Source organism: Pseudomonas sp. WS 5146, assembly GCF_012985495.1.
Classification (GTDB): domain Bacteria; phylum Pseudomonadota; class Gammaproteobacteria; order Pseudomonadales; family Pseudomonadaceae; genus Aquipseudomonas; species Aquipseudomonas edaphica.
Genome location: NZ_JAAQWL010000008.1, coordinates 202,941 through 223,815, shown reverse-complemented (window position 1 = coordinate 223,815; position 20,875 = coordinate 202,941). Strand labels below are relative to the sequence as shown.

25 protein-coding genes are annotated in these 20,875 nt (G+C 60.1%); 20 read left to right on the top strand and 5 right to left on the bottom strand.

Annotated elements, in window-relative coordinates; all coding sequences use genetic code 11:
• Nucleotides 1–235: 235 nt before the first annotated feature.
• The 14 genes from HBO41_RS20930 (at nucleotide 236) to madM (ending at nucleotide 10,231) form a co-directional block, all read left to right on the top strand.
• Nucleotides 236–865, top strand: coding sequence for a nucleotidyltransferase domain-containing protein (locus HBO41_RS20930; protein WP_169987570.1), 630 nt, complete (start codon nucleotides 236–238; stop codon nucleotides 863–865).
• The gene (locus HBO41_RS20925; protein WP_169987568.1) at nucleotides 828–1,262 is read left to right on the top strand and encodes a hypothetical protein; all 435 of its coding nucleotides are present in this window, start codon (nucleotides 828–830) and stop codon (nucleotides 1,260–1,262) included. Before HBO41_RS20930 ends, HBO41_RS20925 begins: the two co-directional genes overlap by 38 nt.
• A gap of 234 nt (nucleotides 1,263–1,496) precedes the next feature.
• Complete coding sequence (locus HBO41_RS20920) at nucleotides 1,497–1,880, top strand: polymorphic toxin type 44 domain-containing protein (protein ID WP_169987566.1); 384 nt, start codon at nucleotides 1,497–1,499, stop codon at nucleotides 1,878–1,880.
• On the top strand, nucleotides 1,858–2,277 hold the full coding sequence (locus tag HBO41_RS20915) for a hypothetical protein (protein WP_169987564.1): 420 nt from the start codon (nucleotides 1,858–1,860) through the stop codon (nucleotides 2,275–2,277). Before HBO41_RS20920 ends, HBO41_RS20915 begins: the two co-directional genes overlap by 23 nt.
• 325 nt (nucleotides 2,278–2,602) lie before the next feature.
• Complete coding sequence (locus HBO41_RS20910) at nucleotides 2,603–2,833, top strand: DUF6124 family protein (RefSeq protein WP_169987562.1); 231 nt, start codon at nucleotides 2,603–2,605, stop codon at nucleotides 2,831–2,833.
• A 276-nt stretch (nucleotides 2,834–3,109) separates the two neighbouring features.
• Nucleotides 3,110–4,780: a malonate decarboxylase subunit alpha gene (mdcA, locus tag HBO41_RS20905; protein WP_169987560.1), complete on the top strand. Its 1,671-nt coding sequence runs from the start codon at nucleotides 3,110–3,112 to the stop codon at nucleotides 4,778–4,780.
• Nucleotides 4,781–5,614: a triphosphoribosyl-dephospho-CoA synthase gene (locus HBO41_RS20900; RefSeq protein WP_138452413.1), complete on the top strand. Its 834-nt coding sequence runs from the start codon at nucleotides 4,781–4,783 to the stop codon at nucleotides 5,612–5,614.
• Nucleotides 5,614–5,913 carry a malonate decarboxylase subunit delta gene (locus HBO41_RS20895; RefSeq protein WP_017139433.1) on the top strand — a complete coding sequence of 100 codons (300 nt, stop codon included), beginning with the start codon at nucleotides 5,614–5,616 and terminating at the stop codon, nucleotides 5,911–5,913. The genes HBO41_RS20900 and HBO41_RS20895 overlap by 1 nt, the downstream gene beginning before the upstream one ends.
• Nucleotides 5,906–6,748 (top strand): biotin-independent malonate decarboxylase subunit beta, encoded by an 843-nt coding sequence (locus tag HBO41_RS20890; RefSeq protein WP_017139432.1) that lies wholly within the window; start codon nucleotides 5,906–5,908, stop codon nucleotides 6,746–6,748. Before HBO41_RS20895 ends, HBO41_RS20890 begins: the two co-directional genes overlap by 8 nt.
• The gene (gene mdcE / locus HBO41_RS20885) at nucleotides 6,745–7,515 is read left to right on the top strand and encodes a biotin-independent malonate decarboxylase subunit gamma (protein WP_169987558.1); all 771 of its coding nucleotides are present in this window, start codon (nucleotides 6,745–6,747) and stop codon (nucleotides 7,513–7,515) included. The genes HBO41_RS20890 and mdcE overlap by 4 nt, the downstream gene beginning before the upstream one ends.
• Nucleotides 7,509–8,105 (top strand): malonate decarboxylase holo-ACP synthase, encoded by a 597-nt coding sequence (locus HBO41_RS20880; protein ID WP_169987556.1) that lies wholly within the window; start codon nucleotides 7,509–7,511, stop codon nucleotides 8,103–8,105. Before mdcE ends, HBO41_RS20880 begins: the two co-directional genes overlap by 7 nt.
• Nucleotides 8,102–9,001, top strand: coding sequence for a malonate decarboxylase subunit epsilon (gene mdcH, locus HBO41_RS20875; protein WP_099550349.1), 900 nt, complete (start codon nucleotides 8,102–8,104; stop codon nucleotides 8,999–9,001). The genes HBO41_RS20880 and mdcH overlap by 4 nt, the downstream gene beginning before the upstream one ends.
• A 67-nt stretch (nucleotides 9,002–9,068) precedes the next feature.
• A complete protein-coding gene (gene madL, locus HBO41_RS20870) occupies nucleotides 9,069–9,461 on the top strand; it encodes a malonate transporter subunit MadL (RefSeq protein ID WP_017139428.1) in 393 nt (130 codons plus the stop codon).
• Nucleotides 9,462–9,466: 5 nt separating this feature from the next.
• The gene (madM, locus tag HBO41_RS20865; RefSeq protein WP_026013868.1) at nucleotides 9,467–10,231 is read left to right on the top strand and encodes a malonate transporter subunit MadM; all 765 of its coding nucleotides are present in this window, start codon (nucleotides 9,467–9,469) and stop codon (nucleotides 10,229–10,231) included.
• A 137-nt stretch (nucleotides 10,232–10,368) separates the two neighbouring features.
• On the opposite strand, the gene HBO41_RS20855 is transcribed toward madM, so the two are convergent.
• Nucleotides 10,369–11,283, bottom strand: coding sequence for a LysR substrate-binding domain-containing protein (locus HBO41_RS20855; RefSeq protein WP_017139426.1), 915 nt, complete (start codon nucleotides 11,281–11,283; stop codon nucleotides 10,369–10,371).
• A 411-nt stretch (nucleotides 11,284–11,694) separates the two neighbouring features.
• Between HBO41_RS20855 and HBO41_RS20850 the strand changes: the two genes are divergently transcribed.
• On the top strand, nucleotides 11,695–12,312 hold the full coding sequence (locus HBO41_RS20850) for a hemolysin III family protein (RefSeq protein ID WP_017139425.1): 618 nt from the start codon (nucleotides 11,695–11,697) through the stop codon (nucleotides 12,310–12,312).
• A 90-nt stretch (nucleotides 12,313–12,402) separates the two neighbouring features.
• Here the strand turns inward: HBO41_RS20850 and HBO41_RS20845 are convergent, their stop codons facing one another.
• On the bottom strand, nucleotides 12,403–13,305 hold the full coding sequence (locus tag HBO41_RS20845) for a LysR family transcriptional regulator (RefSeq protein ID WP_169987554.1): 903 nt from the start codon (nucleotides 13,303–13,305) through the stop codon (nucleotides 12,403–12,405).
• 108 nt (nucleotides 13,306–13,413) lie between these two features.
• On the opposite strand from HBO41_RS20845, the gene HBO41_RS20840 reads away from it, so the two are divergent.
• Nucleotides 13,414–14,655: a D-amino acid dehydrogenase gene (locus HBO41_RS20840; RefSeq protein ID WP_169987552.1), complete on the top strand. Its 1,242-nt coding sequence runs from the start codon at nucleotides 13,414–13,416 to the stop codon at nucleotides 14,653–14,655.
• A 31-nt stretch (nucleotides 14,656–14,686) separates the two neighbouring features.
• Entirely contained in the window at nucleotides 14,687–15,589 is a 903-nt protein-coding gene (locus tag HBO41_RS20835; RefSeq protein WP_169987550.1) for a transporter substrate-binding domain-containing protein, read from the top strand.
• Nucleotides 15,590–15,720: 131 nt separating this feature from the next.
• Here HBO41_RS20835 and HBO41_RS20830 read toward each other — a convergent pair whose 3' ends face one another.
• Together HBO41_RS20830 and HBO41_RS20825 are read right to left on the bottom strand one after the other, a co-directional pair.
• The gene (locus HBO41_RS20830; protein WP_017139421.1) at nucleotides 15,721–16,440 is read right to left on the bottom strand and encodes a 16S rRNA (uracil(1498)-N(3))-methyltransferase; all 720 of its coding nucleotides are present in this window, start codon (nucleotides 16,438–16,440) and stop codon (nucleotides 15,721–15,723) included.
• 126 nt (nucleotides 16,441–16,566) lie between these two features.
• Nucleotides 16,567–17,973 (bottom strand): adenosylmethionine--8-amino-7-oxononanoate transaminase, encoded by a 1,407-nt coding sequence (locus tag HBO41_RS20825; protein WP_099550354.1) that lies wholly within the window; start codon nucleotides 17,971–17,973, stop codon nucleotides 16,567–16,569.
• 273 nt (nucleotides 17,974–18,246) lie between these two features.
• On the opposite strand from HBO41_RS20825, the gene HBO41_RS20820 reads away from it, so the two are divergent.
• Nucleotides 18,247–18,798 carry a cytochrome b gene (locus tag HBO41_RS20820; RefSeq protein WP_099550355.1) on the top strand — a complete coding sequence of 184 codons (552 nt, stop codon included), beginning with the start codon at nucleotides 18,247–18,249 and terminating at the stop codon, nucleotides 18,796–18,798.
• A gap of 32 nt (nucleotides 18,799–18,830) precedes the next feature.
• Complete coding sequence (locus HBO41_RS20815; protein ID WP_026013867.1) at nucleotides 18,831–19,427, top strand: YceI family protein; 597 nt, start codon at nucleotides 18,831–18,833, stop codon at nucleotides 19,425–19,427.
• A gap of 61 nt (nucleotides 19,428–19,488) precedes the next feature.
• Here HBO41_RS20815 and HBO41_RS20810 read toward each other — a convergent pair whose 3' ends face one another.
• Entirely contained in the window at nucleotides 19,489–20,373 is an 885-nt protein-coding gene (locus tag HBO41_RS20810) for a LysR substrate-binding domain-containing protein (protein ID WP_017139417.1), read from the bottom strand.
• A gap of 127 nt (nucleotides 20,374–20,500) precedes the next feature.
• Here HBO41_RS20810 and HBO41_RS20805 point away from each other — a divergent pair, with 127 nt between their 5' ends.
• Entirely contained in the window at nucleotides 20,501–20,875 is a 375-nt protein-coding gene (locus HBO41_RS20805; protein WP_017139416.1) for a nuclear transport factor 2 family protein, read from the top strand.

The window sequence follows — 20,875 nt, the reverse complement described above, 5'->3', positions numbered from 1 at the left end:
TCCCAAAAGGGGACTGCTATCTAACTAGCATCACCGAACACATGTGGGAGCTGGCTTGCCTGCGATAGCGGACTGTCAGCCGACACCTTCACAGCTGACCCACCGCCATCGCAGGCAAGCCAGCTCCCACAGGGGCTCTGTGCGGCAGCCTGAAAGTAGCCGCAGGTCGGGGATGACTTGATCGTTCCCAAAAAGGGACCTATCGTTCCCTTTTTGGGACTCTTTGGCCGCTGCCATGCAAACCTTGCCGCTTAGCACCGCACTCTTCACCAACACCCAGCAAAAAGTGCTGGGCCTGCTGTTCGGCAAGCCTGGTCAAAGTTTCTACACCAATGAAATCGCACGCTCGGCTCAAGTGGGCAAAGGCAGCCTCACCCGCGAGCTGGAGCGTTTGCAGTTGGCGGGCATCTTGAGCATGACGCGCCAAGGCAATCAGACCCACTACCAGGCTAATCCCCAATGCCCGATTTACTCGGAGTTGTTGGCCATCGTGCGCAAGACCCTCAGTCTGGACGAACCCTTGCGCAATGCATTGGCACCGTTCGCGGAGCAGATAACCTGGGCCTTTATCTACGGCTCCATCGCCAAGGGCGAGGCGCACTCATCCAGTGACATAGATCTGATGCTGATCGGCCAAAGCCTCAACTACAGTGAAGTCATGGAGCAACTCATGCCGCTGGAAGAGCAACTGGGCCGCACCATCAACCCGACGCTTTACACCCCTGACGACTGGACCAGCAAATGGAATGCCGGGAACAGTTTTGTGCAGCGGGTCGTGCAGCAGGACAAGATCAATCTGATGGGGGGCAACCCTCAGGAGTCCATGGATGGACAGCAAGGCAAACCTGGAGAACCTGCAACGTAGCGGTGGCTTGAAGGCTGAGCCGCCGGATCGCAAAGAGTGTGATGGGCTGATGCGCTCGGCGCGAGATCGGTTGAGGGATGCAGGTAACCCGCAATTAGCCTTCGCCAGTCGTTTCGACTTGGCATACAACGCCGCCCACGCTATCTCGCTCACAGCTCTGCGCCTGCGCGGTTATCGCTCGGACAAACGCTATTTGGTTTTTCAATGCCTGATCCACACCGTCGACGCGAACAAGGTGCAGGTGAGGTTATTGGCGCTGTGTCATGAGCGCCGCAACCTGGCGGAATATGAAGGATATATGGATGAGGATGAGGCGTTGCTTGGACAGTTGATGGACGGCGCGACGATGCTGCTGGGCAAAGTGGAAGAAGTGTTGGCTATTCATCGGTGGGAATGACGCGAGTCCTCGCAGCACCGTCAATCCAATGTGGGAGCTGGCTTGACTAAAAATTGTTTTTGATGACCGTATCTTTTCGCCGTTTTGGATCTGCTAATGATGCGGATTGACCGCTCACATGTCGGAATGGGCTGTAGTTGTTGTAGGTCGGTTCTGCATTTGGATTAAGCGGGTTTTCAGGCCTGAGTGGAGTGGCTAGTTTCTGCGCTCCTCACTGCCTGCAAGGATCCGCAAATGGCTGTTCCGCTAATGCCGCCGGATGTTTCAATTTTTGAAAACATGGCGATTTCTCGATGTAAACGCACCCACCTCAAACCCGGCTCGGCATTCGCCTATTCCTGGTTTTACTCCCAGGTTCGGGCAGCCGGACCTTGGAACTACAAGAAGAGAGGGAGCGAGTACGAAGCGTTTGGTAACTTCAATTACGGCGCTACGGGGACAGTGTTGGGCATTCCCGAGCACGTATTACTGCGAGCTGCCGGCGTGGCGCAAACTGTTGCAAAAACGACACTCCCGGATTTCGGTACATGGTGGGGCGGTGAGCCTTTTGGTGATGATCCACGGGACCAATATTGGATAAGAAGAGGGATTGAATATGCAATTTCCCAAGGCCACTAAACGCCTCGGACCGTTATTGCGCAATTGCCTGCTCATCGTCTGCCTTCTCTATATCGGCGCCAGTTGGATCATGTCTGCCGGAGCACCGGATCTGGATGAAGTGGTGTTGAAGCATTCCTTGGGCAACGGCACCTCCATCTACGGTGCTCGAGACGGTCAGGGTGGAGCGACGGTGGGTTTTTCCTATAGGTACTACGTCCATGAGGATTTGGGGAGTGATCAGGAAATACTCGCCGCATTGGTGTTTGCTCATCCTTTTCTGAAAACAAAAAAACCTGAAGTTCAGGTGAGTGATGAGGGAAGCGCTCTACTTCTTCATATTCAAGGAGAGGTCTACGAGTACCACAGCTTTGCACTGGAAGGCTTGGGGTCGGTTAAGGTGGTGATGGCGCTTTGATGGGCCAGCTTTCGGAATTTTCCTGCAAGATTTCGAGCTGTGCGTGAACTTGTTGTGGGTAGTCATGGCGGCTAGTCTTCGTCTCGTCATCGAAAAACGATGACACGGACGTGCAAGTCCGACGAAACTGTTTAGGCGTACAAACGCCCAGCCAACCACGGGCGTTTTTTGTGCTCGCTGCTTTATGGCGGCTGCGCGCAGGAGGTCTTCGGACCTGCTGGGTGTCCTAAACAGGCCCGGTCTTGCACACCTGCGCACGGTCGCCACCCTCATTCGCGTGCAAGCGAACGGTGGCGCTCCTTACTAACTGTTTAGGAGCTTCATCATGATCAAACCTACCCCTAATCCGCCCCTCTTCACCGTAAATCCCCACCAAAACACCGAAGCTTTGCTGGCCAATGCCAGCGAAACCCTGTGCTCCCTCAACGCACTGACCTGCCACTTGGCCTTCGACCTGGACCCCGCCCAGCGCGCGAGCATGTTGGCGATTCAGCAAATGGCAGAGCTGAGTCAACTGTTGGTCGATAGAGCACTGGAACAAGTCAGCCCTGCCTAATCGGTCCCTGATTGGAACCGCTATCTAACACACACCACCGAACGCATGTGGGAGCTGGCTTGCCTGCGATAGCGGACTGTCAGCCGACACCTTCACAGCTGACCCACCGCCATCGCAGGCAAGCCAGCTCCCACCTTTGATTTTCATTTGGCTTGAATCCAGCATTCACTGATGTTCCGTTACTCTAGCCGTAACGATCCACCGCCGGGCTTGATTGATGCCCCCCACATTCACTCCTAAGGTACAGCCCACGACAGCAAACCCCGTGGAGCGACCATGACAACAACCATCACCCCCGATTCGCGCTGGACGCGGCGGCGCGACGAGAAGCAGCGGCGGCTCGGGCTGGTCAAGCAGTACGCAGACGGGGCGGTGTTGCCCAGTGATAAAATCGTCGAAGCGCTGGAAGCGCTGATCCTCCCCGGCGACCGGGTGGTGCTGGAGGGCAATAACCAGAAGCAAGCCGATTTTCTCTCGCGCTCACTGGCCAAGGCCGACCCGACCAAGCTCCACGATTTGCACATGATCATGCCCAGTGTCGGCCGTTCCGAGCACCTGGACCTGTTTGAAAAGGGCATCGCGCGCAAGCTGGATTTCTCCTTCGCCGGCACCCAATCCCTGCGCATCAGCCAGTTGCTCGAAGATGGCCTGCTGGAAATCGGCGCGATCCACACCTACATCGAACTCTACGCACGGCTGGTGGTTGACCTGATCCCCAACGTGGTGCTTTCGGCCGGTTTCATGGCCGACCGCGCCGGCAATATCTACACCGGCGCCAGTACCGAAGACACTCCGGCGCTGATCGAACCCGCTGCGTTCAGCGATGGCATCGTCATCGTGCAGGTCAACCAGTTGGTCGACGACGTCACTGACTTGCCCCGCGTCGACATCCCGGCCAGTTGGGTGGATTTTGTGGTGGTGGCCGACAAGCCGTTCTACATCGAACCGCTGTTTACCCGCGACCCGCGTCATATCAAGCCGGTGCATGTGCTGATGGCGATGATGGCGATCCGTGGCATCTACGAAAAACACAATGTGCAGTCGCTCAACCACGGCATTGGTTTCAACACCGCCGCCATTGAGTTGATCCTGCCGACCTACGGCGAGTCCCTGGGCCTCAAGGGCAAGATCTGCCGCAACTGGACCCTCAACCCGCACCCAACCCTGATCCCCGCGATTGAAAGCGGCTGGGTGGAAAGCGTGCATTGCTTCGGCACCGAACTGGGCATGGAAAACTACATCGCCGCCCGCCCGGATGTGTTCTTCACCGGCCGCGACGGCTCGATGCGCTCCAACCGGATGTTCTGCCAACTGGCTGGCCAATACGCGGTGGACCTGTTTATCGGCGCCACGCTGCAAGTGGACGGCGACGGGCATTCCAGTACCGTGACCCGTGGCCGTCTCGCCGGTTTCGGCGGCGCGCCGAACATGGGCCACGACCCACGCGGCCGCCGTCACGGTACGCCAGCGTGGCTGGATATGCGCCACGACGACGCGCCGGAGGCCTTGCTGGAACGCGGCAAAAAGCTCGTGGTGCAAATGGTCGAGACCTTCCAGGAAGGTGGCAAACCCACCTTCGTCGAAACCCTCGACGCCGTGGAAGTCGCGCGCAAAAGCGGCATGCCGCTGGCGCCGATCATGATCTACGGCGACGACGTGACTCACCTGCTCACCGAAGAAGGCATCGCCTATCTGTATAAGGCACGCTCGCTGGAAGAGCGCCAGGCGATGATCGCCGCCGTTGCAGGCGTCACCGCCATCGGCATGCGCCACAACCCCAAGGACACTGCGCGCATGCGCCGCGAAGGCTTGATCGCCTTGCCCGAAGACCTCGGCATCCGCCGCACCGACGCCACCCGCGAGCTGCTCGCCGCCAAGAGCGTGGCCGATTTGGTGGACTGGTCCGGTGGCCTGTATAACCCGCCCGCCAAGTTCAGGAGCTGGTAAATGCGCGCCCTCAAACTGCATGAACTGAGCCTCGCCGATCGCCTGGCGGATATGGCTGTGGATGCCTTGATTGATGAGGCTGACCTGTCACCCAAACCCGCATTGGTAGACCGTCGCGGCAATGGCGCCCATAGCGATTTGCACCTGGGCCTGATGCACGCCTCGGCGCTGTCGTTGTGGCCGATGTTCAAGGAAATGGCCGAAGCGGCGCTTGAGTTCGGTGAAGTGGGTTTGCCCTTGCGCGAAGCCCTCGGGCGTATCGGGCGCGAAGGTGAGCAAGCCATGCTCGCCACCACCCAAGGCGTGAATACCCATCGCGGCGCGATCTGGGCCCTCGGTTTGCTTACTGCCGCAGCGGCTCTGGAGCCACGCGCCGTCACGCTCACCGCCGCCAAACTGGCCTTGCTCAACGACCGTTTCGCCCCGCAACCGCTGAGCCATGGCGCGCAAGTCGCGCAACGCTACGGCGCACGCGGTGCCCGTGAAGAAGCGCAACTGGGCTTCCCTGCCGTGGTGCAACGCGGCCTGCCGCAGTTGCACAAAAGCCGCCGGCAAAACGCCGGTGAACAGAATGCGCGCCTGGACGCCTTGCTCGCGATCATGACCGACCTGGCCGACACCTGCGTGCTCTACCGAGCCGGCACCGAAGGCCTGCGCGCCATGCAACGCGGCGCCCAGGCGGTGCTGGACGCTGGCGGTAGCGCAAGCCTCGCCGGGCGCCGCCAACTGCACGACCTTGACCAGCAACTCCTGGCCCTGAATGCCTCCCCAGGCGGCGCCGCCGACCTGTTGGCCGCCTGCCTGTTTATCGACCGCCTCGACGGAGCGTTGTGATGGAAACCTTATCCTTTGAATTCCCCGCCGGGCAGCCGCCCAAAGGCCGTGCGCTAGTGGGTTGCGTCGGCTCCGGCGACCTGGAAGTGCTGCTGGAACCGGGCACGCCCGGCACGCTGACCATTCAAGTGCAGACTTCGGTGAATGGCGCCGAGCAACGCTGGCAGCATCTGTTCGAACGGATCTTCCAGGAGCAGACGCCACCGGCTTTGAAGATTGATATTCACGACTTCGGCGCCACCCCCGGCGTGGTGCGTTTGCGCCTGGAACAGGGTTTCGAGGAGATCGGTCATGACTGATTTACTCAACAAGCACAGCTTCGTCGAACTCGGTGCGCGGCAGCGAGCCAAGGCGTTGCTGGACAGCGGCACTTACCGCGAACTGATCGACCCGTTCCAACGCGTGATGTCGCCCTGGCTCAGCCGCCAAGGCGTGGTGCCGCAAGCGGATGACGGCGTGGTGATCGCTAAAGGCAGCATCGCCGGGTTGCCGGTGGTGATTGCTGCCATTGAAGGCAATTTCCAGGGCGGCAGCCTCGGTGAAGTGGGCGGCGCAAAAATCGCCGGTGCCCTCGAACTGGCGGCTGAAGACAACCGCAACGGTGTTCCGACCCGTGCCGTGCTGCTGCTGGAAACCGGCGGCGTGCGCTTGCAGGAAGCCAACCTCGGTTTGGCTGCGATTGCCGATATCCATGCGGCGATTGTCGACCTGCGCCAGTACCAGCCGGTAGTCGGCGTGGTGGCGGGTAGTGTTGGTTGTTTTGGTGGCATGTCCATCGCCGCCGGGTTGTGCAGTTATCTGGTGGTCACCCGCGAAGCACGCCTGGGCTTGAATGGCCCACAAGTGATCGAGCAGGAAGCGGGGCTGGAAGAGTACGACTCCCGCGACCGGCCGTTTATCTGGAGCCTTACCGGCGGCGAGCAGCGTTTTAACAGCGGCCTGGCCGACCGTTATGTGGCCGACGATGTGGCGCAGATCCAACAGACCGTCAGCGCCTTGCTGCAACAGGGTTTGCCCGAGCAACAGCGTAGCCGTCAGATCGATTTCTACCTGGCGCGCCTCACTGAACTGGACGCAACGCCGCAAATAGACCCCGCGACGGTGCGCGACCTGTATCAAGGAGAACGTCCATGAGAGGCTTGCAGTGGTTCAACGCATTGAGCGTCGGCGCAACGCCTGTCGAAGGGTTGCCGTACTCTTTGAAGGTTGCAGACGGCGTAGTGGGTGAGCAGGCCGTGCGCTTTATTGCCGTGGTCACCGATGCGCAAAATCGTTTCCCGCGTGCGCGCAACGGCGAGGTCGGTTTACTGGAGGGCTGGGGCCTTGCCAAGGCTGTCGACGAAGCCATCGAGAAGGGCGACAAACGCCCCATCATCGCTATCGTCGATGTGCCGAGCCAAGCCTATGGTCGTCGCGAAGAAGCCCTCGGCATCCATCAGGCCCTGGCCGCCGCCGCCGACAGCTATGCCCGTGCTCGCTTGGCCGGGCACCCGGTGATTGCGCTGCTGGTGGGCAAAGCCATGTCCGGTGCATTCCTTGCTCACGGTTATCAGGCTAACCGCATGATCGCCCTGCGTGACCCTGGCGTGATGGTGCACGCCATGGGCAAGGCCTCGGCGGCGCGGGTGACCTTGCGCAGTGTTGAAGAACTCGAGGCCCTGGCCTCCAGCGTGCCGCCCATGGCCTATGACATTGACAGCTATGCCAGCCTGGGTTTGCTCTGGGAAACCCTGTCGGTCAGCCAGATTGAACAGCCCACCGCGGACGACGTGACGCGGGTCAGCGATTGCCTGCTGCACGCCATTGAAGATATCCACAGCCCGGATCTGAAAGGGCGCCTCGGTGCGAGCAATCGCGCCGCCTCAAGCCACGTACGCCAACTGCTGCGGGAGCAATGGTGAACGCCCACGACTTGCTCTGGGGCATGACCCCGGCGCATCTGCCCGCTGATGCGCCGGCCTGGGTGCTGGACGTGATCAGCGCCGGTCACCCGGTGGTGGTGCGTCGCGCCACGGTCGAGCCGGGTGACGTGGCTGTGGGTGTGCGCGGGCGCTTGCGTGAGCAGCGCTTTGCGGCGCTGATGCCCCTTGTGGCAGTGCAACGACGCGTGACGCCGCAAGATTTGCGCAGTGTGGTCTCGTCGCGGGATCTACCGGCATTGCGCGCGCTTGATCAACTGCGCCCAGTGCTGGCGCAGCAGGACTGGGGCGTCACCGGCAGTGCAGGGTTCGAGCTGGCCAGCGGCATTGAAGCACTGCATGCCCAAAGCGATCTGGATTTGATGCTGTGCACACCCGAGCCATTTGAGCGCAACGCCGCACGCAATCTGTTGGCGTTGTTGGACTCGGCCGAATGCGCTGTCGACCTGCAACTGCAAACCCCGTTTGGCGCTGTCGCCTTGCGTGAATGGGCTGGCGAATCACGCCGGGTGCTGCTTAAAACCACCCACGGCGCGCACCTGGTACTTGACCCTTGGCAGGCCGTGGCATGAGCAGCCTTCTGGTATTTCCGGGGCAGGGTGCCCAACGCGCGGGCATGCTTCAAGCGTTGCCTGATCACGTCCTGGAAGAAGCCAGTGATGCATTGGGCGAAGACGTAAGCCAGCTCGACTCAGTCCAAGCCTTGGCCAACACTCGCGCCGTGCAACTCTGCCTGTTGATCACCGGTGTGGCCCACGCCCGCCAATTGCAACGCACGCCTGATTACGTGGCGGGCCTGTCCATCGGCGCCTACCCGGCAGCCGTCATCGCTGGTGCGCTGGAGTTTGCCGATGCGGTAAAGCTGGTGAGCCTGCGCGGCGAACTGATGCAAAACGCTTATCCACAAGGCTTTGGCATGACCGCGATTCTCGGCCCGCAGTTATCCACAGTCGAAACGCTGCTGGCTGAAATCCACAGCCCGCAAACCCCGGTGTACCTGGCCAACATCAACGCCGACAACCAGACCGTCATCGCCGGCAGTGACGAAGCCATGCAGCGTGTCGCGCAACGGATCAAAGGCAACGGCGTGGCCAAGCGCCTGGCCGTGAGCGTGCCATCCCATTGCGTGCTGCTGAACGAACCCGCCGAGGCATTGGCGCAGGCGTTTGTAACGCTCAAGGCGCCGCGCATCACCTACCTGAGCAGCACCCGCGCGCGGCCGATCCACAACCCCGAGCAACTGCGCGACGACCTGGCTTTCAACATGTGCCGCATCGTCGACTGGCGCGGCACCGTGCAAAGCGCCTACGAGCGTGGTGTGCGCCTGCAAATCGAATTGCCGCCTGGCGCGGTACTCACCGGCCTGTCCCGCCGTGTCTTCGAGCAAGGCAGCGTAATCGCCTATGAAGGCGCACGCCTGGACACCTTGCAGGCCCTGCTGCAAGAGGAGGAGCGCCGCCACCGATAAAGCACCACCCAAGGCTTTCGAAGCACAAAAACAACAATTTCGATGAAGCACTTCGAGGACAACAACAATGATTATTTACGGTGTGGCGTTTCTGGCGCTGTGTACGTTGATCGGCCTGTTTATCGGTGAGTTGCTGGGCAAGTGGATGGGTATTCCGGCCAACGTCGGCGGGGTGGGTATCGCCATGTTGCTGTTGATCGGCCTGGGCAGTTACCTCAGTAAACGTGGGCTGTTTACCGGCAAGTCGGAGCAGGGCGTGAGCTTCTGGGCGGCGGTGTATATCCCTATTGTGGTAGCGATGGCGGCCCAACAAAACGTGTACGGCGCAATCAAGGGCGGGCCGATGGCGATTCTGGCCGGCACGCTCGCTGTAGTGCTGGGTTTTGCCCTGGTACCGGTGTTAGTGCGCATCGGCAACCGCAAGCCTGTTGCGGTTGTTCCCACTAAAGAAGCCGGGTGATCGCCATGTACGAATCCATGATGAAAGTGATCACCGGCTACGGCCTGATCAGTGGTTTTGCCGTGATCGGCCTGACCATGTGGGTGTCCTATTGGATCTCCGACACCTTCACCAAAGGCCGGCTGCACGGTTCGGCCATCGCCATTTTGCTCGGGCTGGTGCTGTCGTATGTGGGCGGCGCGTTTACCGGCGGCGCCAAGGGTGTTGTGGATATTCCGTTGCTGTCGGGCATCGGCTTGCTGGGCGGCGCGATGCTGCGGGACTTTGCCATTGTTGCCACGGCGTTTGGCGTGAGTGTGGATGAACTCAAGCGCGCCGGTTATGTGGGCGTGCTGGCGCTGTTTGTCGGCGTGGGTTCCTCGTTCGTGGCTGGCGTTGGAGTGGCGCTGGCGTTTGGTTATACCGATGCCGTAAGCCTCACCACTATTGGTGCGGGCGCCGTGACCTACATCGTTGGCCCGGTGACGGGCGCGGCGATTGGTGCCAGCTCCGAGGTCATGGCGCTGTCGATTGCCGCCGGGTTGATCAAGGCCATTCTGGTGATGGTGATGACGCCGTTTGTAGCGCCGTTAATCGGGCTGAATAACCCACGCAGTGCGGTGATTTTCGGCGGGCTGATGGGCACGTCCAGCGGCGTGGCCGGTGGTTTGGCAGCGACCGATCCGAAGCTGGTGCCATATGGTTGCCTGACGGCGGCGTTTTACACGGCGCTGGGCTGTCTGCTGGGACCGTCGTTGCTGTTTTTGCTGATGCGCGGGTTGGTGGGCTGACCTGAGCCGGCCTCATCAATGATCGTTCCCACGCTCCGCGTGGGAATGCCTCATGTGACGCTCCGCGTCACGCCTTTAAGAGCAGACGCGGAGCGTCCAGGGCTGCATTACCACGCAGAGCGTGGGAACGATCGGTGTCAGGTTTGGCGGTTGGCATACATCCGACACTCCGCCAGCAACGCCAGCAAGTTCGGATCACGCTCCTTGGCCTTCAAAAACACCACGCCAATATGCTGCTGCAACCGATACCGCGGTTGCAGCGGTATGAGCTTCACGCGGTTCTCATACACCGCTGCAATCCGCCCTGGCAGCAACGCATAACCCACGCCTGAACTGACCATGCTCAGCAGCGTGAAAATGTCGTTCACCTGCATCGCCACCTTCGGCTCAAAGCCCGCCTGCTTGAACACCCGATTGCCGTCCTGATGGGTGGCGAAGCCTTGGGTGAGGGTAATGAAAGTAGCGTCGCGCACATCCGCCAGGTCGATTTGCTGCTCACGGTCGAAGGGTGAATCGGCTGGAGTGGCGAGGAAGATGTCGTCGGAAAACAGCGCGATCTGTTCGCAGTCGGGGTCGTTGGCGTGGTCGTCGAGGGAGATGAGGATCGCGTCGACTTCCATGTTCTTGAGCTTGTAGAGCAAGTCAAAGTTGGAACCCAGGATCAGGTCGATATTGAGTTCGCTGCGCCTGATTTTAAGGCCCATGATCAATTGCGGCACGGTTTTGACCGTCAGCGAATACAGCGAGCCCAGCTTGAAGCGCTCGGCGGAAAACCCGGCGGCTTCGCGGGTCAGGCGCACGCTGTCGACCACATCGGCGACCAGTTTCTGCGCGCGTTCTTCGAGCACGTAGGCACTTTCCAGCGGCGTGAGGTTGCGCCCTTCGTGTTTGAACAACGGGCAGCGCAGCGCATTTTCCAGCGAGTGAATAGCGCGGTGCACGCTGACGTTGCTGGTTTGCAGCTCGGCAGCGGCGCGGGCCAGGTTGCCGGTGCGCATGAACGCCAGGAAGATTTCCAGTTTCTTGAGGGTGAACTCTTCGTCGATCAGCATGGCCGTGGCTCGGGTTCGAATGCTGTCGATTGTGCCCCTAAAACCCGTTCACTCCCAGCGATGCGCTGCACAGGCCCAGCACCAGGCGGGTGTACCGAAGGGAACAGGTACAGCCCGCGCACGGTCACAATCGCACCCGGCAAGCCATGCAGGTGGCGATATTGGGGCCGGGCCATGGAGATTGCCGTATGTGGGAGCTGGCTTGCCTGCGATGAGGTCTGTCAATTATTGAATGATGGGCTGACACACCGCTATCGCAGGCAAGCTAGCTCCCACAGGACTCAGTGAGTGATCCATCGGCACGGGGTCGTTGGGCAAAGGCAGAAATGCGTGTTACCTGTAACAGTGCCGGTAGCGTCACAATGGTCCTGGCACAACCATGTGGTAACGGTTATTCGAGGTGAGTGACACATGTATCACGGGGAACGATTCAACGCCTGGAGCCATTTGGCCGGGGCGGTCGCCGCGTTTGTCGGCGCAGTGTGGATGTTGGTGGTGGCGAGCCTGGACGGCAGCCCCTGGAAGATCGTCAGCGTGGCGATTTATGGTTTTACCCTGCTGGTGCTGTACAGCGCGTCCACCGTGTACCACAGCGTGCAGGGGCGGCGAAAAGAGATCATGCAGAAGGTTGATCACTTTTCGATCTACCTGCTGATTGCCGGCAGCTACACCCCCTTTTGCCTGGTGACGCTGCGCGGGCCGTGGGGTTGGACGCTGTTTGGAATCGTGTGGGGGCTGGCGGTGATCGGCATTTTGCAGGAGATCAAGCCGCGTTCCGAGGCGCGGATTCTGTCGATTGTGATCTATGCGGTGATGGGCTGGATTGTGCTGGTGGCGGTCAAGCCACTGATTGCCGCGCTGGGCACGGCGGGGTTTATCTGGCTGGCGTCGGGCGGGGTGTTGTACACCGTCGGCATCATCTTTTTTGCCCTGGAGGATCGCCTGCGGCATTCCCATGGGATCTGGCATTTGTTTGTGATCGGCGGCAGTTTGCTGCACTTTGTGGCGATCATGCACTACGTGCTCTGACCTGTGGGAGCTGGCTTTTGTGGGAGCTGGCTTGCCTGCGATAGCGTCGGCACATTCAATACCGCTATCGCAGGCAAGCCAGCTCCCACATTACAAGCGTTCCAGCAGCTCTCGCGCTCGGTTGCCGAAAATGTCCAACAGGTTCGCCAACATATGTGGCGGTGGCTCATCAGCGCGGGTCAGGGCGTACAGGGTGATCGGCAACGGCGGCGTGAGCGGGCGAATGCAGGTGGTCGCCGTTGACGCGCCGAGGGCGGTAAACGGGTCGATCACCGTCAACCCGGCACCTGACTCCACCATCGCCCGGGCCAGGGAATAGGTCTGTACGGCAATGCTCACCCGTGGCGGTGGGTCGACGTTTTCCAGGTAGCTGTCGAGCTTGGCGGCCAACGGGTCGGCACTCGACAGGCCAATCAACGGCGCACCCGCCAGGTCCGCCAATGGCAGGGGCGTGCTCAGCTCGGCATCCGACCAATAACCCTTTGACGCCAACGCCACCAACACGCCATTGGCCAGCACTTGCGTGGTCAGCCCAGGATGGCCGGAGAAGTTCAGCGTCAGCGCCAGGTCAATCTCACGCATCAACAGCTTCTGCACCAGCTCGCGGCTGTGGTCGCTGGACAGCTCACAGGCAATGTCCGGGTAGTCGCGCTTCCATTCCAGAATCGCCGGCGGCAGCAGCGACAGGGCCAGTGCCGGAATCGCACCAATACGCACACTTTGGCCCGGCTTGCGGCGCAAGCTCTTGGCCAGGCGCCGCACGCCTTGCAGGCTTTCGGTGACTTTCTCGACTTCGCTTTCCAGCGCCAGCGCTTCGGGTGTGGGCTGCAGTTTGCCGCGCACCCGTAAAAACAGCGCAAAGCCCAGCTGCAACTCGGCGTGCTGCAGCACCTTGGTTACCGCCGGTTGCGAGACGTGCAACAGCTGCGCGGCGGCGCTGACGGAGCCGGTCTGGCGGATGGCCTGGAAGATTTCGATATGACGCAGGCGCATGGCAAGTCCATAACCTTTGTTTATAGATGACCCATCTTTATTCATTGTCGGCGACCTGTCACCTGGCCCTAGGCTTGGTGCCAGTCAATTCAATAGCGGGTGGCAGCAATGGCCAAGCGGGTTTGCATCATCGGTGGTGGCGTTATCGGCTTGGCAAGCGCCTATGCCCTGGTGCGTGCAGGCCATGAGGTGACAGTGATCGACACGCGGGACAGCCTCGGCAGCGAGACCAGTTTCGCCAATGGCGGGCAACTGTCCTACCGCTATGTCGCGCCGTTGGCCGACAAAGGTGTGCCGCTGCAAGCCATCGGCTGGTTGCTGCGCGGTGATTCGCCGCTGAAGCTGCGCCCGCGTCTCGACCCGCAGCAATGGCGCTGGATGGCGGCCTTTATCGGCGCCTGCCGTGGCTCGGTGAACACGCGCAATGCCGCGCACCTGCTGCGCCTGGCGTCCTTGAGCCAGGCCACGCTGGAGCAATGGCGCGAAGGCGATCGCCTGGAAGGTTTCGACTGGCGCCGCAACGGCAAACTGGTGACGTTTCGTAACGCCGCCTCCTTTGAGCATGCGCGCAGCAAGGTCAGCAATAACGTGCAGCAGCAAGTGTTGTCCGTGGCCGATTGCGCACACTTGGAGCCAGCGTTAATGGGCGCCGACTTTCTCGGTGGCATCTACACGCCGAACGAGGAGGTGGCTGACTGTCACGCCTTCTGCCAACGGCTGGCGGCCCGGCTCGAAGCCTCGGGGCGCTGCAGGTTTTTGCTGGGCCGCGAGGTCACTCGCATACGCCACGCCGACGGCGCGGTGCAGGCCATCGAGTTGGGTGACGAGGTGATGGCGGTGGATCAACTGGTGCTGGCGGCCGGGCATCGCAGCGCGCAATTGGGTTTGCCAGGGTTGTCATTGCCACTGTATCCGCTCAAGGGCTACAGCCTGAACGTGCCGATTGGCGCGCATCACCAGGCGCCGAACGTGAGTGTCACCGACTATGACCGCAAGATCGTGTATGCGCGCATCGGCGAGCAACTGCGGGTCGCGGCCATGGTGGATATCGTCGGCTTTGATGCAGGCCTTGAGCCCAAGCGTCTGGCGCTGATGAAACGCCAGGCCATGGAGACATTCCCAACGGCCGGCGATTACACCCGCGCGGTCGAATGGGCCGGCATGCGCCCGGCAACGCCCACCGGCGTGCCGCTGATCGGCGCCAGCGCCTATCGAAACCTGTGGTTGAACCTGGGCCACGGTGCCCTGGGTTTTACCCTGGCCTGCGGCAGCGGGCAATTGCTGGCCGAACTGATCAGCGAGCACGCGCCTTCCATTGATATGCAGGGCCTCACGCCCCGCGCTGCATAATTGGATTCATCACCAGCAACGGAGAATAACAATGAAAAAAATCCTGTTGACCGGCTGCACCCTGGGGCTGTTGTTTGGCGCACAGGTTCAGGCCAATGATGCCCCGCTGGACGGCACCTTGAGCAAGATCGAGAATGCCAAGTCGATCACCTTGGGGTATCGCGATGCCTCGGTGCCGTTTTCCTATGTGGGCGATAACAGCGGCACGCCCATGGGCTATTCGGTGGAGTTGGCGAGCAAGATCGTTGAGCGCATCCAGCAGAAAATCGGGGTGGCCAAGCTGAATGTTAAGTACAACCTGGTGACCTCTCAGACCCGTATTCCGCTGGTGCAAAACGGCACCGTCGACCTGGAATGCGGTTCCACCGGTGTCACCGCTGAGCGGCAGAAGCAGGTGGCGTTTTCCTACGGGTTTATCTATGTGAAGGGCCAACTGCTGACCGCCAAGGACAGTGGCATCCAGGGTTTTGAAGACCTCAAGGGCAAGAATGTGGTGACCACGGCCGGCACCACCAATGAACGCTTTCTCAAGCGCTACAACGCCGACCACAAGGCCAATATGTTTGTGATCAGCGCCAAGGACCATGGCGAAGCGTTCAAAATGCTCGAAACCGGTCGCGCAGTGGCGTTCTACATGGATGATGCGTTGCTCTACGGCGAGCGCGCCAAGGCCCGCGACCCGCACCACTGGGTGGTGGTGGGCAAGGAGCAATCGCGGGAGATCTACAGCTGCATGCTGCGCAAGGACGACCCGCAGTTCCTCGCGGTGGTCAACGAAACGCTCGCCGACCTGTACCGCTCCGGGGAGATCAACGGGATTTACCAGCGTTGGTTTGAACAGCCGATTCCGCCCAAGGGCCTGAACCTGGAGTTTCCGATGACCAGCGAGTTGAAGGCGATTATTGCCAAGCCGGTGAGTGACCCGGTGGAGTGATAGCCGCAATGATCGTTCCCACGCTCCGCGTGGGAATGCAGCCTTGGACGCTCTGCGTCCCAATTTGAGGTCGTGACGCAGAGCGTCACAGGAGGCTTTCCCACGCAGAGCGTGGGAACGATCGGGCGAGGTTAGAAGTCGCCCCAGAGTTGCTGGGCCACGCTCAATGCCACGACTGGCGCGGTTTCGGTGCGCAGCACCCGCGGGCCGAGGCGGGCGGCGTGGAAGCCGGCAGCTTGGGCGGTTGCGACTTCTGCGTCGGTCAACCCACCTTCAGGCCCGATCAGGAACGCCAGGCTCGATGGCTTGGCGTGGCTGACCATCGGCTCGGCCACCGGGTGCAGCACCAGCTTCAAATCCGCCTCGGCTTGCTTCAACCAGTCGGCCAGTAACAGCGGCGGGTGAATCACCGGCACTGTCGAACGCCCGCATTGCTCGCAGGCGCTGATCGCCACTTGGCGCCAGTGCAGCAGACGTTTGTCGGCGCGTTCGTCCTTCAGGCGTACTTCGCAGCGGTCGCTGAAAATCGGCGTGATTTCATTCACACCCAGTTCGGTGGCTTTCTGGATCGCCCAATCCATGCGCTCGCCCCGGGACAGGCCTTGGCCGAGGTGGATGTGCAGCGGTGATTCGGTCTGGCCCGCAAAGCGTTCCGTGAGTTGCACGGTAACGCGTTTTTTCCCGACTTCCAGCAAGGTGCCGAGGAATTCCTGGCCGGAGCCGTCGAACAGTTGTACGGCGTCGCCTTCACCCATGCGCAATACGCGACTGATGTAATGCGCCTGGGCTTCGGGCAATTCATGGTCGCCGATGCTGAGCGGGGTGTCGGTGAAAAAGCGGGACAGTCTCATTTCTGTTCTCTGGAAGTGGTGTGCAGAGCGGACGCGGAGCGTGGGAACGATCATACAAAACCTGTGGGAGCCGGGCTTGCCCGCGATAGCGGTAGACCCGACACCCGATCAGTTGAGTGAACTCAATTAACCCGGATCCCGAAAGCCTGGGTGAAAATCTTGTGGCACCGCAACACTGACAGTGCTGTTGGTGGCGATATCGATCCCTTCGCTGGCGACTTCAGCCAGGAAGTCGATCTGTTCCGGCGTTATCACATACGGCGGCAGGAAATACACCACGCTGCCCAGCGGCCGCAGCAGCGCACCGCGCTCCAGGGCATGCTCGAACACCTTCAAGCCACGGCGTTCCTGCCACGGGTAGGCGGTTTTGGTGGCTTTGTCCTGAACCATCTCGATGGCCAGCACCATGCCGGTCTGGCGCACTTCCGACACGTGCGGGTGGTCCACCAGGTGCGCGGTGGCGGTGGCCATGCGCTGGGCCAGGGCCTTGTTGTTTTCGATGACGTTGTCTTCTTCGAAAATATCCAAAGTCGCCAAGGCTGCCGCGCACGCCAGCGGGTTGCCGGTGTAGCTGTGGGAATGCAGGAAGGCGCGCAACGTCGGGTAGTCGTCGTAGAAGGCGTCGTACACATCGTCGGTGGTGACGACCGCCGCCAATGGCAGGTAACCGCCGGTGAGGGCTTTGGACAAGCATAAAAAGTCCGGGCGGATGCCGGCTTGCTCGCAAGCGAACATGCTGCCGGTGCGGCCGAAGCCGACGGCGATTTCGTCGTGAATCAGGTGCACGCCATATTTGTCGCAGGCTTCACGCAGCAGCTTGAGGTACACCGGGTGGTACATGCGCATGCCGCCGGCGCCCTGGATCAGGGGCTCGACGATCACGGCGGCGACGCTGTCGTGGTTTTCGGCCAGGGTCTGTTCCATGGCCAGGAACATGTTGCGTGAGTGTTCTTCCCAGCTCATGCCCTCGGGGCGCAGGTAGCAATCCGGGCTTGGCACCTTGATGGTGTCCAGCAACAGGGCTTTATAGGTCTCGGTAAACAACGGCACATCGCCCACCGACATCGCGGCAATGGTTTCGCCGTGGTAGCTGTTGGTCAGGGTGACGAAGCGCTTCTTGTTCGGCAGGCCACGGTTGAGCCAGTAGTGAAAGCTCATCTTCAGCGCGACTTCGATGCACGACGAGCCGTTGTCGGCATAGAAGCAACGGGTCAAACCTTCAGGCGTCATCGCCACCAGGCGTTCGGACAACTCAATCACTGGCTGGTGGCTGAAACCGGCGAGGATCACGTGTTCCAGCTGATCCACCTGGTCCTTGATGCGCTGGTTGATGCGCGGGTTGGCGTGGCCGAACACATTGACCCACCAGGAACTGACGGCATCGAGGTAGCGCTTGCCTTCGAAGTCTTCCAGCCATACGCCTTCGCCACGTTTGATCGGGATCAGCGGCAGTTGCTGGTGGTCTTTCATCTGGGTGCAGGGATGCCACAGCACCGCGAGGTCGCGTTGCATCCACTGGTTATTCAAGCCCATCGGTTATCTCCTCGAAGCGGCCCTGCGCCCGGCGCAGGCGAAACAATCGCGCAAGCCTATGCAATGCCAGGCGGCGTCACAACCCATTACGGATGAATTGGCAGTAAAGGCAGGACGATCTGTCACGTTTATCAGGAATAGTCCTTAATCCATTGTTAACGTACTGTGCATACTCTCTTGATCGTATTTCTCGATATTTCAAAGCGAAATTTTCCGCTTTAATTCGATAGGTAAATCGCTAGTCTTGGGCACAGTTCTTACGGGATTTGGGACATGCAGCTACGTAATTCATCGGCCCGTTATGGCTGGGTCAGCATTGTTTTGCACTGGGGCGTAGCCCTGGTGGTGTTCGGTTTGTTCGCGCTGGGCCTGTGGATGGTCGGCCTCGACTACTACAGCGCCTGGCGCAAAGACGCGCCCGACCTGCACAAGAGCATTGGCATCACGCTGTTCGCCATCATGCTGGTGCGTATCGTCTGGCGCATTGTCAGCCCGCCACCGCCACCTTTGGCCAGCTACAGCCGCTTGACGCGTATTGGCGCTGCGTTTGGCCACGCGTTCCTGTATCTCGGGCTGTTTGCCGTGATGATCGCCGGTTACCTGATTTCCACCGCAGACGGTGTCGGTATCCCGGTGTTTGGCCTGTTTGAGATTCCTGCTGTGGTTTCCGGGCTACCGGACCAGGCAGACAACGCCGGCTTGGTGCATTTGTACCTGGCCTGGGTGTTGGTGGTCTTCGCCGGTTTGCATGGCGTGGCCGCGTTTAAACACCACTTTATCGATCGTGATGCGACCCTGACACGAATGCTGGGACGCAAAGCCTGATGTTCAACCTCGACTCACAAGGAATAGAAAGCATGTTGAAAAAGACTCTCGCCGCTCTGGCAATCGGTTCCGCACTGCTGTCCGCAGGTTCGGCGATGGCCGCTGATTATGTTGTCGACAAGGAAGGCCAGCACGCCTTCGTTGACTTCAAGATCAGCCACTTGGGCTATAGCTTCATCACCGGTACTTTCAAGGATCTGGACGGTAAGTTCAGCTTTGACGCCGCCAAGCCTGAAGACAGCAAAATCGAGTTCAACGTCCGTACCGCCAGCGTGTTCACTAACCACGCCGAACGTGACAAGCACATCGCCAGCAAAGACTTCCTGGACGTTGGCAAGTTTGCCGATGCCAAGTTCGTCTCCACCAGTGTCAAAACCACCGGTAAAAATGCTGCAGGCCAAGTTACTGCCGACGTGACTGGCGACCTGACCTTTCATGGCGTGACCAAGCCGATCGTGGTCAAAGCCACTTTCCTGGGCGAAGGCAAGGATCCATGGGGCGGCTACCGTGCCGGCTTTGAAGGCACTACCAGCTTCAACCGTCAGGACTTCGGCAAGCAGATGGACCTGGGCCCAGCGTCCAACACTGTTGAGCTGTACGTGACTTTTGAAGGCGTAAAAGCGAAGTAATTATTTCGCTGTTTCAAACGCCAAGCGCCGACCTCAGGGTCGGCGTTTTGCTGTGCGCTGTTCAAAGGCTTTCTTGATACATCGTCACTTGGCCCTTGAGCCAAGTGTGCAACAAGGTCAACTGCGCCGACGGTTTGCTGCCCGCAGGCCAGACTATGTAATAGCGTGAGGTGTGCGCCGGTTCAATGTCGGTGAGCCGGACCAGCTCCCCGCGTTGAATCAGTGCATGGGCAATCGAGCGGCGTGTCAGCGCGACGCCGTGCCCGAGCCGCACAGCTTCGAGCATCAACGTGGAATCGGTGAACTCCAGCGGCGCTTGCGGACGTTGCCCCTCGATACCTGCGGCGCCCAGCCAGATCGGCCAGCTCTCACTGGCGTGCAGCAATGGCTGCTCAAGGACGGCTTGCGCCGTGTCCGGCAGCACGCCGTGGTTGAAGTCGCGCGCGGCGACCACCAGCAATGAGTCACCCATCAGCGTTTCGCAATGCACATCCGGCCACTGGCCATGACCGAAGCGAATCGCGCAATCAAGCGGGCCTTGCTCGAAGCTGGCGAACTCCATGCTCGACTCCAGCCGCAAGTGCAGCTCGGGGTGAGCCGCCCTGAAATCATGCAGGCGCGGCAACAACCAATGCATGGCGTAGGAAGGCAGCACCGAAGCGGTCAGCTGTGGGTGCCTGGTTTTTGCCATCAGTTTTTCGGTGATCCCGGCGATTTCGCCCAGGCCCTGCCTGATCTGGTAGGCATACACGCGGCCTTCATCCGTCAGCATCAGCGTGCGCTTGTTGCGCATGACCAAAGCGAGGCCCAGATACTCTTCAAGGGCGCGAATCTGATGGCTGACGGCACTGTGGGTCACGTGCAGTTCGAGGGCGGCCAGGTTCACTTTGCCCAGTCGGGCCAAGGCCTCGAAAGCACGCAGCGCGGCAAGGGGAGGCAGTTTCAAAGTGTGAATTCCTTTCACAGAAAAGCCTAATAATAGCCGCTATACGTGAAATGAGTGGGCTATCAATAATGGCGGCAAGTTATTTATTCAAATAACACCGTGTTGAAACTGTCGGGAGTTGTGCGCCATGATTGATGAGATTCAAGCGTTTCTGAACGATTACTTTAGTGTGTTGCAAACTCAGGATTTGAATACGTTCGATCAAGTCTTTCATCGTGGCTGCGTGTTATACAGCGCACAGAACTCGACCGTGGTCGTGCGGCCGTTCGAGGAATACCGGACCATGGTTCAAGGCCGAAAGTCGCCGCAGGAAGGCGGTTTTCCGCAGCTTGATGAGGTATTGATGATTGACGTGATGTCGCCGGAAATGGCCATCGTCAAAGTGCGCTTGCGCTTGTTCAATAACGTGATGGTTGATTATTTGAACCTGATGAAAGTTGACGGTCGCTGGATGATCTTTGCCAAGCTTTTTCATAAGGCCGGTGAAGTGGCTGATCAATAA

Bases quoted from the DNA above. Each gene is read 5' to 3' on its own strand.
- madM (WP_026013868.1), top strand. From the start codon at position 9,467: ATGTACGAATCCATGATGAAAGTGATCACCGGCTACGGCCTGATCAGT.
- HBO41_RS20820 (WP_099550355.1), top strand. From the start codon at position 18,247: ATGCAGCTACGTAATTCATCGGCCCGTTATGGCTGGGTCAGCATTGTT.
- HBO41_RS20840 (WP_169987552.1), top strand. From the start codon at position 13,414: ATGGCCAAGCGGGTTTGCATCATCGGTGGTGGCGTTATCGGCTTGGCA.
- HBO41_RS20880 (WP_169987556.1), top strand. From the start codon at position 7,509: ATGGTGAACGCCCACGACTTGCTCTGGGGCATGACCCCGGCGCATCTG.
- HBO41_RS20895 (WP_017139433.1), top strand. From the start codon at position 5,614: ATGGAAACCTTATCCTTTGAATTCCCCGCCGGGCAGCCGCCCAAAGGC.
- HBO41_RS20890 (WP_017139432.1), top strand. From the start codon at position 5,906: ATGACTGATTTACTCAACAAGCACAGCTTCGTCGAACTCGGTGCGCGG.
- HBO41_RS20925 (WP_169987568.1), top strand. From the start codon at position 828: ATGGACAGCAAGGCAAACCTGGAGAACCTGCAACGTAGCGGTGGCTTG.
- HBO41_RS20845 (WP_169987554.1), bottom strand. From the start codon at position 13,305: ATGCGCCTGCGTCATATCGAAATCTTCCAGGCCATCCGCCAGACCGGC.
- mdcA (WP_169987560.1), top strand. From the start codon at position 3,110: ATGACAACAACCATCACCCCCGATTCGCGCTGGACGCGGCGGCGCGAC.
- HBO41_RS20855 (WP_017139426.1), bottom strand. From the start codon at position 11,283: ATGCTGATCGACGAAGAGTTCACCCTCAAGAAACTGGAAATCTTCCTG.
- HBO41_RS20920 (WP_169987566.1), top strand. From the start codon at position 1,497: ATGGCTGTTCCGCTAATGCCGCCGGATGTTTCAATTTTTGAAAACATG.
- HBO41_RS20915 (WP_169987564.1), top strand. From the start codon at position 1,858: ATGCAATTTCCCAAGGCCACTAAACGCCTCGGACCGTTATTGCGCAAT.
- HBO41_RS20815 (WP_026013867.1), top strand. From the start codon at position 18,831: ATGTTGAAAAAGACTCTCGCCGCTCTGGCAATCGGTTCCGCACTGCTG.
- HBO41_RS20835 (WP_169987550.1), top strand. From the start codon at position 14,687: ATGAAAAAAATCCTGTTGACCGGCTGCACCCTGGGGCTGTTGTTTGGC.
- HBO41_RS20900 (WP_138452413.1), top strand. From the start codon at position 4,781: ATGCGCGCCCTCAAACTGCATGAACTGAGCCTCGCCGATCGCCTGGCG.
- HBO41_RS20825 (WP_099550354.1), bottom strand. From the start codon at position 17,973: ATGGGCTTGAATAACCAGTGGATGCAACGCGACCTCGCGGTGCTGTGG.
- HBO41_RS20805 (WP_017139416.1), top strand. From the start codon at position 20,501: ATGATTGATGAGATTCAAGCGTTTCTGAACGATTACTTTAGTGTGTTG.
- madL (WP_017139428.1), top strand. From the start codon at position 9,069: ATGATTATTTACGGTGTGGCGTTTCTGGCGCTGTGTACGTTGATCGGC.
- HBO41_RS20930 (WP_169987570.1), top strand. From the start codon at position 236: ATGCAAACCTTGCCGCTTAGCACCGCACTCTTCACCAACACCCAGCAA.
- HBO41_RS20850 (WP_017139425.1), top strand. From the start codon at position 11,695: ATGTATCACGGGGAACGATTCAACGCCTGGAGCCATTTGGCCGGGGCG.
- HBO41_RS20910 (WP_169987562.1), top strand. From the start codon at position 2,603: ATGATCAAACCTACCCCTAATCCGCCCCTCTTCACCGTAAATCCCCAC.
- mdcH (WP_099550349.1), top strand. From the start codon at position 8,102: ATGAGCAGCCTTCTGGTATTTCCGGGGCAGGGTGCCCAACGCGCGGGC.
- HBO41_RS20830 (WP_017139421.1), bottom strand. From the start codon at position 16,440: ATGAGACTGTCCCGCTTTTTCACCGACACCCCGCTCAGCATCGGCGAC.
- mdcE (WP_169987558.1), top strand. From the start codon at position 6,745: ATGAGAGGCTTGCAGTGGTTCAACGCATTGAGCGTCGGCGCAACGCCT.